The following is a 6784-nucleotide window of genomic DNA, read 5'->3' on the forward strand; positions in this document are numbered from 1 at the left end:
GAAGGACCCGCCCCGTGACCATCGCCCCCGAACCGAACTCCTTCCGCACCGGCCCCGACGAGCGCGGCCGCTTCGGCATCTTCGGCGGCCGGTTCGTCGCCGAGACGCTGATGCCGCTGATCCTCGAATTGGAGGCGGCCTACGAGGCGGCGAAGGTCGATCCCGCCTTCGCGGCCGACATGGCGAGCTACGGCACCCACTATATCGGCCGGCCGAGCCCGCTCTACTACGCCGAGCGCCTGACCGAGCACATGCGCGCCACGGCGCCGGCCGGGCACGGCGCCAAGGTCTACTTCAAGCGCGAGGAGCTGAACCATACCGGCTCCCACAAGGTGAACAACGTGCTCGGCCAGATCCTGCTCGCCCGCCGCATGGGCAAGCCGCGGATCATCGCCGAGACCGGCGCCGGCCAGCACGGCGTCGCCACCGCGACCCTCTGCGCCCGGTTCGGGCTGAAATGCGTGGTCTACATGGGCGCGGTCGACGTCGCCCGGCAGGCGCCCAACGTCTTCCGGATGAAGATGCTCGGGGCCGAGGTGATCCCGGTGGAATCCGGCACCAAGACCCTCAAGGACGCGATGAACGAGGCCCTGCGCGACTGGGTCACCAACGTCGCCGACACGTTCTACTGCATCGGCACCGTGGCCGGCCCGCACCCGTACCCCGCCATGGTCCGCGACTTCCAGTCGGTGATCGGCCGCGAGACCCGGGAGCAGATGCTCGCGCAGGAGGGCCGCCTGCCGGATTCGCTGATCGCCTGCATCGGCGGCGGCTCCAACGCCATGGGGCTGTTCCACCCGTTCCTCGACGACCGCGAGGTCGAGATTTTCGGGGTCGAGGCCGCCGGGCACGGGGTCCAGTCCGGGCTGCACGCCGCCTCGCTCACCGGCGGCAAGCCCGGGGTGCTGCACGGCAACCGCACCTACCTGCTGATGGACGCGGACGGGCAGATCTCCGACGCGCACTCGATCTCGGCGGGCCTCGACTATCCGGGCATCGGCCCCGAGCACGCCTGGCTGCACGAGATGGGCCGCGTCCAGTACCTCTCGGCCACCGATTCCGAGACCCTGGAGGCGTTCAAGCTCTGCTCGATGCTGGAGGGGATCATCCCGGCCCTGGAGCCGGCCCACGCCCTGGCCCGGGTGCTGGACATCGCCCCCCAGCGCCCGGCCGAGCACCTGATGGTGCTCAACATGTCCGGCCGGGGCGACAAGGACATCCCGCAGGTCGCGGAGATCTTTGGGACGAAGCTCTGAGCGCGGAGCGGCCCGGATCCCGTCCCGCGGCCGCGCCTCACCCGGCCTCGATGTCGGTGAGCGGGAAATCGTTGCCCTTGTAGAGCAGCGGAACCCGGTGCGTTCGGGCACAGGCGTAGGCGAAGCAGTCGCCGAAATTGAGACCAGCGGGATGCCGGCCCTTGCCGAAGCGGTCGTAGGCGTCGAGGGCAACTTCGGCAGCCTCCAGGGCTACGGCGAGGACCTCGATGCCGGCAAGGTCGAGATAGGCGCGCACCGCATCGCGCGCCTCCGGGATCGGGAGGTCGAGGCGGCGCGCCACGGCCACGACGGTCTCCCAGACGGCCAGGGGCGACGTCATGCGGCGGCGCGCCCGCTGCAGCCGAGCGACCAGCGCGCGCGCGTCGGCCTCGTCGGTCAGGATCGCCGTGAGGGCCGAAGCATCCACGAACATCGCAGATCCGCCTCAATCGCGCTCGTAGAGGCTATCGATGAATGCCTTGTCGGCAGGCTTCGGGTGTGGCCCGGCCCGCTCGTGAAGCGTTCGGACGAAGTCGACCGTTTGCTCGACCAGATCGACCTTGCCAGTCTGACGGGCGATCTCGTTCTGAAGCGCTCGGCGCACCGCGTCGACCTTGGTCGTGCGCAACAGCGTCATGAGATGGACGACAAGGTCATCGACCTGCGGATCCTTGACGTAGAGCGGCATGTATATGCTTTCCAGATATCCATAATATCCCTAGGCCTTATACGTACGTGCCGCAAGGAGGGCGGGTCTCGGGTGAGCAGGGTGTCGCCGGCACGATCGGTTCGCGCACGCTCCACCCATTCGAGGATCCGCGGTCCTCGGCACGATCTGTCGGGACTGGTGCGCCGAACGTGGATCGGTTCAGCCCTCGGCCCGGATCTTGTCCCGCGCAGCGGAGACCAGGAAGGCCGAGCGGGTGAGGCCCCGCGCCCGGGCGGCGGTATCGATCTGTGCCAGCACCGCGGCATCCAGCGAGACGTTGACGCGCACGGGCCGGCCGGAATCGAGCAGCAGCGGAACCACGCCGAGCGTGGCCTCGGTCAGGGCCTCGGTCAGGGTCGGGTCGGCCCTCAGAACCTCCGGCGCCCGGGGCGCCGGCGGCGCCAAACCGGCGGCGATCCGATCGCTCATCCACTCGTTGAGGGCCGCCGTCGCGTTGACCATCGCCTCATCGATGGTCGCGCCCATGGCGGTGCAACCGGGGCAATCGGGAAACGCGACCCCGTAGGCGCCGGCCTCGCCATCGATCAGCACGGTGTAGCGGGACATGCGCGTCCTCCTCAGATCTAGCCTGCGGCGCTGGCGATGCTGCGGGCGACGCCCGGCGTCAGTACCCTGTGTCGCGGCACCATGATCTTGATGCCTGGCCGGCTCGGGTGAGAGAATTTCTCATGCTTGGTTCCGCCTTCGCGGACCCAGCCCGCGGCGATCAACCGATCCACGATGGTCCTGCGATCCGTCTCGACCCTGGGCATGGGAGGTTCCGCCGCAATGTGTATTTATTTGCACATCGCGGCGGGTGCCGCCAGGGTGTTCGCCGGTGGCTGGCCCCGAGGCGATCACCGCACCGTCACCTGATCCTTGATCTTCTCGTAGACCGCCCGGCTGAGGACGCGCTTCGACAGGAGCTGGTCCACGGACGCGTAGGGGCGCTTGGCGGTGATCGCCCGGCCGATCGCGCCGCCGCCCCGGAGCTTGTTGAGGTCGGCCACCGAGGCGGTGTTCAGGTCGAGGATCGCGAGGGCCCGGGGGCCGGCATCGTCCTCGGCCCGGTCGATCTCGGCCGCGCCCTGATCGAGGCCGGGCTGGGCCGGGACGGGCTCGGCCGGGAACGCGAGGGCGTCGGACGGCATCTGCTGCTGCTGCTGCGCCGGCGGCGGCGACGGGGTCGGTGAAGGGACCGGTGCCGGTGCCGGCGCGGGCGCGACGGGCCGGGGCGCCGGGTCCGGTGGCGGCGGCTCGGCCGGGACGCTGGCGGCGGGCGCCTCGGCCACGGGGGCCGGAGACGGCGCCGGGGTCGGCAGCATGGACTGCACCAACGCCGCCAGGATGCCGGCCAGGATCAGCAGGATGGAAATGCGCAGGATTGCGGGGCCGCTCAACACGCGTCACTCGACGATGACATTGAATTTCAGGCTCCAGATAATGCTCTTGCGACCTGCCGGCCAATCGAACGCCCGGATCCCGGGCCGAACGGCCCCCGCCGTCAACAGGCGATCCGCCCCGGCGCAGGCCCGGACCGGCCGGCGATGACCGACCCGATCGCGCGCCTCGGCGAGCGCCTGGGGGCGCTGCGCTACCTGCCGGCCCTGTTCCGCGAGATCGCGGCGGCGAGCCCGCGCCTGCTGGCGGCGAGCCTCGCCCTGCGCCTGGTGGCGGCGTTCCTGCCGATCCTGTCGCTCTACCTCGCCAAGCTGATCCTCGACGGGATCGTGGCCGAGCATGCCCGCCCGGCCGCGGAGGCCGGCCTCGCGGACTGGCTGGCCGATCCGGCCCGGGCGCGCCTCGCCATCCTGGTCGCCGCCGAACTCGGCCTCGCCCTGCTGTCCGACCTCACCGGCCGGCTCGCGAGCCTGACCGAGACGCTGATCGGCGACCTCTACGCCAACGCCGCCTCGGTGCGGCTGATGGCGCATGCCGCCTCGCTCGATCTCGCGCAGTTCGAGGACAGCGCCCAGCAGGACCGGCTGGAGCGGGCGCGCCGCCAGGTCAGCGGCCGCACCGGCTTGATCGGCACGGTGTTCGGCCAGTTCCAGGCGCTGGTGACGCTCGCCTCGCTCACCGCCGGGGTGGCGGCCTTCACGCCCTGGCTGGTGGTGCTGATCGCCGCCGCCCTCGTGCCGGCTTTGCTCAACGAGTGGCACTTCACGAAGGCCGGCTATCGGCTGGCCTGGATCCGCAGCCCGGAGCGGCGGCGGATCGACTACCTGCGCTACCTCGGCGCCAGCGTCGAGACCGCCAAGGAGGTGAAGCTGTTCGGCCTCTCGGGTTACATCACGGCGCTGTACGCCGGCCTCGCGAAAGACCTGCTCGCCGAGAACCGGGCGCTGGCCACCGCCCGGGCGCGCTGGGGCTTCGCCTTCGCGAGCCTCGGGACGCTGGCCTACTACGCCGCCTACGCGGTGATCGTCTGGCGGACCGTGGCGGGGGCGTTTTCGATCGGCGACCTCGCCTTCCTGGCCGGGGCCTTCCAGCGCCTGCGCGGCGGCATCGAGGGGCTGCTGCTCGGCCTCACCCAGATCAGCGGCCAGGCGCAGTATCTCGACGACTTCTTCTCGTTCTTCGCGATCCGGCCGGAGATCCGCTCGCCCGCACGGCCCGCGCCGGTGCCGAGCCCGATCCGCGACGGGCTGGTGTTCGAGGATGTCGGCTACCGCTATCCCGGCACCGACACCTGGGCACTGCGCGGCCTGTCCTTCGCGGTGCGGGCCGGGGAGACCGTGGCGCTGGTCGGCGGCAACGGCGCCGGCAAGACCACGATCGTCAAGCTGATGACCCGGCTGTACGACCCGCACGAGGGCCGCGTGCTGCTCGACGGACTGCCGCTCGGCGCCTACGACCTCGACGCCCTGCGGGCGCGGGTCGCGGCGATCTTCCAGGACTTCGTCCGGTTCGATCTCACGGCGGGCGAGAACGTCGCGGTCGGCCGGATCGAGGCCGCCGGCGACCAGGACCGCATCGCGGCGGCCGCCGTCCGGGGGCTCGCCGCCCCGGTGATCGCGCGCCTGCCGCAGGGCTACGCGCAGCCGCTCGGCAAGCGCTTCGCCGGCGGCCTCGACCTGTCGGGGGGCGAGTGGCAGAAGGTCGCGCTGTCCCGGGCCTACATGCGCGAGGCCGAGATCCTGATCCTCGACGAGCCGACCGCGGCGCTCGACGCCCGGGCCGAGCACGACGTGTTCGCCCGGTTCCGCGAATTGTCGGCGGGCCGCACCGCGGTGCTGATCTCGCACCGGTTCTCGACGGTGCGGATGGCCGACCGGATCCTGGTCCTGGAGGGCGGCCGGCTGCTCGAGGAGGGCAGCCACGCCGCCCTGATGGCGCGGGGCGGCCGCTACGCCGAGCTGTTCACCCTGCAGGCCCAAGGCTACCGGTGAACGTCAAGGTTTCGAAAGGTCCGGGACCTTTCGCGGGTCCAGGGCGGCGCCCTGGTCCATCGGGGCTTTGCCCCGATACTCCGCTCAGCCCCAGCTCTTTCACGGTGTTGGGCCGAGAGCCGGGACAGGGCGTCGAGCCGGTCTGCAGGGCCCTTTCCCGGGCGCATGCAGCGCCAGCGGAATGCGACCCGGGACCCAGCACATGACGGCGCGCAGCGTCCGTCCGATCGACCTGTGCCGCTGGCGCGGCGCTTCGTGTGCTGGGTCCCGGATCAGGTTCCGCTTCGCTTCACCTGTCCGGGAGAGGGGGGCGCGTGATCTGCGCTATGGGAACCCCGTATCGGGGACCGCCCCGATGCCCGACGATTGCCCCTTTCGCGTCGCCTGCTATCTGGCGGACCTTGAACCGGGATCATCCATGCGCCTCTCGCACCTCCTGACGGCCGGCCTTCTCGTCTCCGCCTGGGGGGCGCAGGCCGCGCCGGCCGTCTCCGAGCCGCCGCCTCCGCCCGAGGCCAAGGCCGAGGCCCCCGCGCCCGCGGGGGAGATCGTGCTCGCCAACCACCGGGCGGTCTACGACCTGTCGCTGGCCGAGGGCGGGGGCACCCGCTCGGTGGAGAGCGCCCGGGGCCGCATCGTCATCGACTTCCGGGGCGATGCCTGCCGCGGCTACACCATGCTGACCCGGCAGGTGACGGAGCTCTCCTCCGGCGAGAGCGGGCCGCGCCTGTCGGACATGCGCAGCACCACCTTCGAGGGCGGCAAGGGCCGGGAGTTCCGGTTCAAGACCACGACCCTGACCAACAACCAGCCCGCCGCCCCGGTGGACGGCACCGCCTCGGAGCAGGGCGACGGCGTGACCGTGAAGCTGAAGGGCGCCAAGTCCTTCGCCGTGGAGGGGCCGGTGCTGTTCCCGAGCGAGCACATGCGCCACCTGATCGCGGCGGCGCGGGGCGGCCAGGCGACCCTCTCGGCCAAGGTGTTCGACGGCTCCGACGACGGCAAGAAGATCTACGACACCTTCGCGGTGATCGGCCATGCCGGGGCCGGCCCGGCCGCCGACGCCGCCCGCGACAAGCCTCTGCGGACGGGGCCGCTCTCCGGCATGCCGCACTGGCCGGTGCGGCTGAGCTACTACACCCCGGGGGCGGGGGAGCGGACGCCGATCTACACCCTCGGCTTCGACCTCTACGAGAACGGGGTCAGCGGCGCGCTCAAGCTCGATTACGGCGAGTTCGCCATCCTGGGCGACATGACCACCCTCGACATCGACGATCAGGCCGGCCGGGCCGCAGCCAAGGAGGGCGAGAAGGGCTGCACGCCGTGAGGCTGGGGCCGAGGGTCATTCTGGATCGAGGATGAGGCGGAAGGCCGTGCGCGCATCTCCCTCCCCCCTCTGCGGGGGAGGGTGGGCCGGCCGTCAGGCC

Annotated in this window: 8 protein-coding genes; 3 read left to right on the plus strand and 5 right to left on the minus strand. The window is 71.4% G+C overall.

Annotated elements, in window-relative coordinates:
• Nucleotides 1-14 precede the first annotated feature (14 nt).
• The gene (gene trpB, locus FV233_RS27330) at nt 15-1256 is read left to right on the plus strand and encodes a tryptophan synthase subunit beta (protein WP_147856761.1); all 1242 of its coding nucleotides are present in this window, start codon (nt 15-17) and stop codon (nt 1254-1256) included.
• A gap of 37 nt (nt 1257-1293) precedes the next feature.
• Here trpB and FV233_RS27335 read toward each other — a convergent pair whose 3' ends face one another.
• The 5 genes from FV233_RS27335 to FV233_RS27355 all read right to left on the minus strand — a co-directional run bounded on the left by FV233_RS27335 (nt 1294) and on the right by FV233_RS27355 (nt 3368).
• Nucleotides 1294-1689 (minus strand): type II toxin-antitoxin system VapC family toxin, encoded by a 396-nt coding sequence (locus FV233_RS27335; protein WP_147899398.1) that lies wholly within the window; start codon nt 1687-1689, stop codon nt 1294-1296.
• 12 nt (nt 1690-1701) lie between these two features.
• Entirely contained in the window at nt 1702-1944 is a 243-nt protein-coding gene (locus FV233_RS27340; RefSeq protein ID WP_092043145.1) for a type II toxin-antitoxin system VapB family antitoxin, read from the minus strand.
• 180 nt (nt 1945-2124) lie between these two features.
• Nucleotides 2125-2532, minus strand: a complete 408-nt coding sequence (locus FV233_RS27345; protein WP_147899399.1) for a type II toxin-antitoxin system HicB family antitoxin — start codon at nt 2530-2532, stop codon at nt 2125-2127.
• A 17-nt stretch (nt 2533-2549) separates the two neighbouring features.
• Nucleotides 2550-2738 (minus strand): type II toxin-antitoxin system HicA family toxin, encoded by a 189-nt coding sequence (locus FV233_RS27350; protein WP_147899400.1) that lies wholly within the window; start codon nt 2736-2738, stop codon nt 2550-2552.
• Between the two features lie 84 nt (nt 2739-2822).
• Nucleotides 2823-3368 (minus strand): helix-hairpin-helix domain-containing protein, encoded by a 546-nt coding sequence (locus FV233_RS27355; protein WP_147899401.1) that lies wholly within the window; start codon nt 3366-3368, stop codon nt 2823-2825.
• A gap of 144 nt (nt 3369-3512) precedes the next feature.
• Between FV233_RS27355 and FV233_RS27360 the strand changes: the two genes are divergently transcribed.
• Nucleotides 3513-5357: an ABC transporter ATP-binding protein gene (locus FV233_RS27360; protein ID WP_147899402.1), complete on the plus strand. Its 1845-nt coding sequence runs from the start codon at nt 3513-3515 to the stop codon at nt 5355-5357.
• Between the two features lie 418 nt (nt 5358-5775).
• The gene (locus FV233_RS27365) at nt 5776-6684 is read left to right on the plus strand and encodes a cell envelope integrity EipB family protein (protein ID WP_147899403.1); all 909 of its coding nucleotides are present in this window, start codon (nt 5776-5778) and stop codon (nt 6682-6684) included.
• Nucleotides 6685-6784 lie beyond the last annotated feature (100 nt).

Origin of the sequence: Methylobacterium sp. WL7 (genome assembly GCF_008040085.1) — a bacterium.
GTDB classification, from domain to species: domain Bacteria; phylum Pseudomonadota; class Alphaproteobacteria; order Rhizobiales; family Beijerinckiaceae; genus Methylobacterium; species Methylobacterium mesophilicum.

What these genes read in the sequence shown, in the direction of transcription:
- FV233_RS27335 (WP_147899398.1), bottom strand. Translation starts at nt 1,689, where the DNA reads ATGTTCGTGGATGCTTCGGCCCTCACGGCGATCCTGACCGACGAGGCC.
- FV233_RS27340 (WP_092043145.1), bottom strand. Translation starts at nt 1,944, where the DNA reads ATGCCGCTCTACGTCAAGGATCCGCAGGTCGATGACCTTGTCGTCCAT.
- FV233_RS27345 (WP_147899399.1), bottom strand. Translation starts at nt 2,532, where the DNA reads ATGTCCCGCTACACCGTGCTGATCGATGGCGAGGCCGGCGCCTACGGG.
- FV233_RS27350 (WP_147899400.1), bottom strand. Translation starts at nt 2,738, where the DNA reads ATGCCCAGGGTCGAGACGGATCGCAGGACCATCGTGGATCGGTTGATC.
- FV233_RS27360 (WP_147899402.1), top strand. Translation starts at nt 3,513, where the DNA reads ATGACCGACCCGATCGCGCGCCTCGGCGAGCGCCTGGGGGCGCTGCGC.
- FV233_RS27365 (WP_147899403.1), top strand. Translation starts at nt 5,776, where the DNA reads ATGCGCCTCTCGCACCTCCTGACGGCCGGCCTTCTCGTCTCCGCCTGG.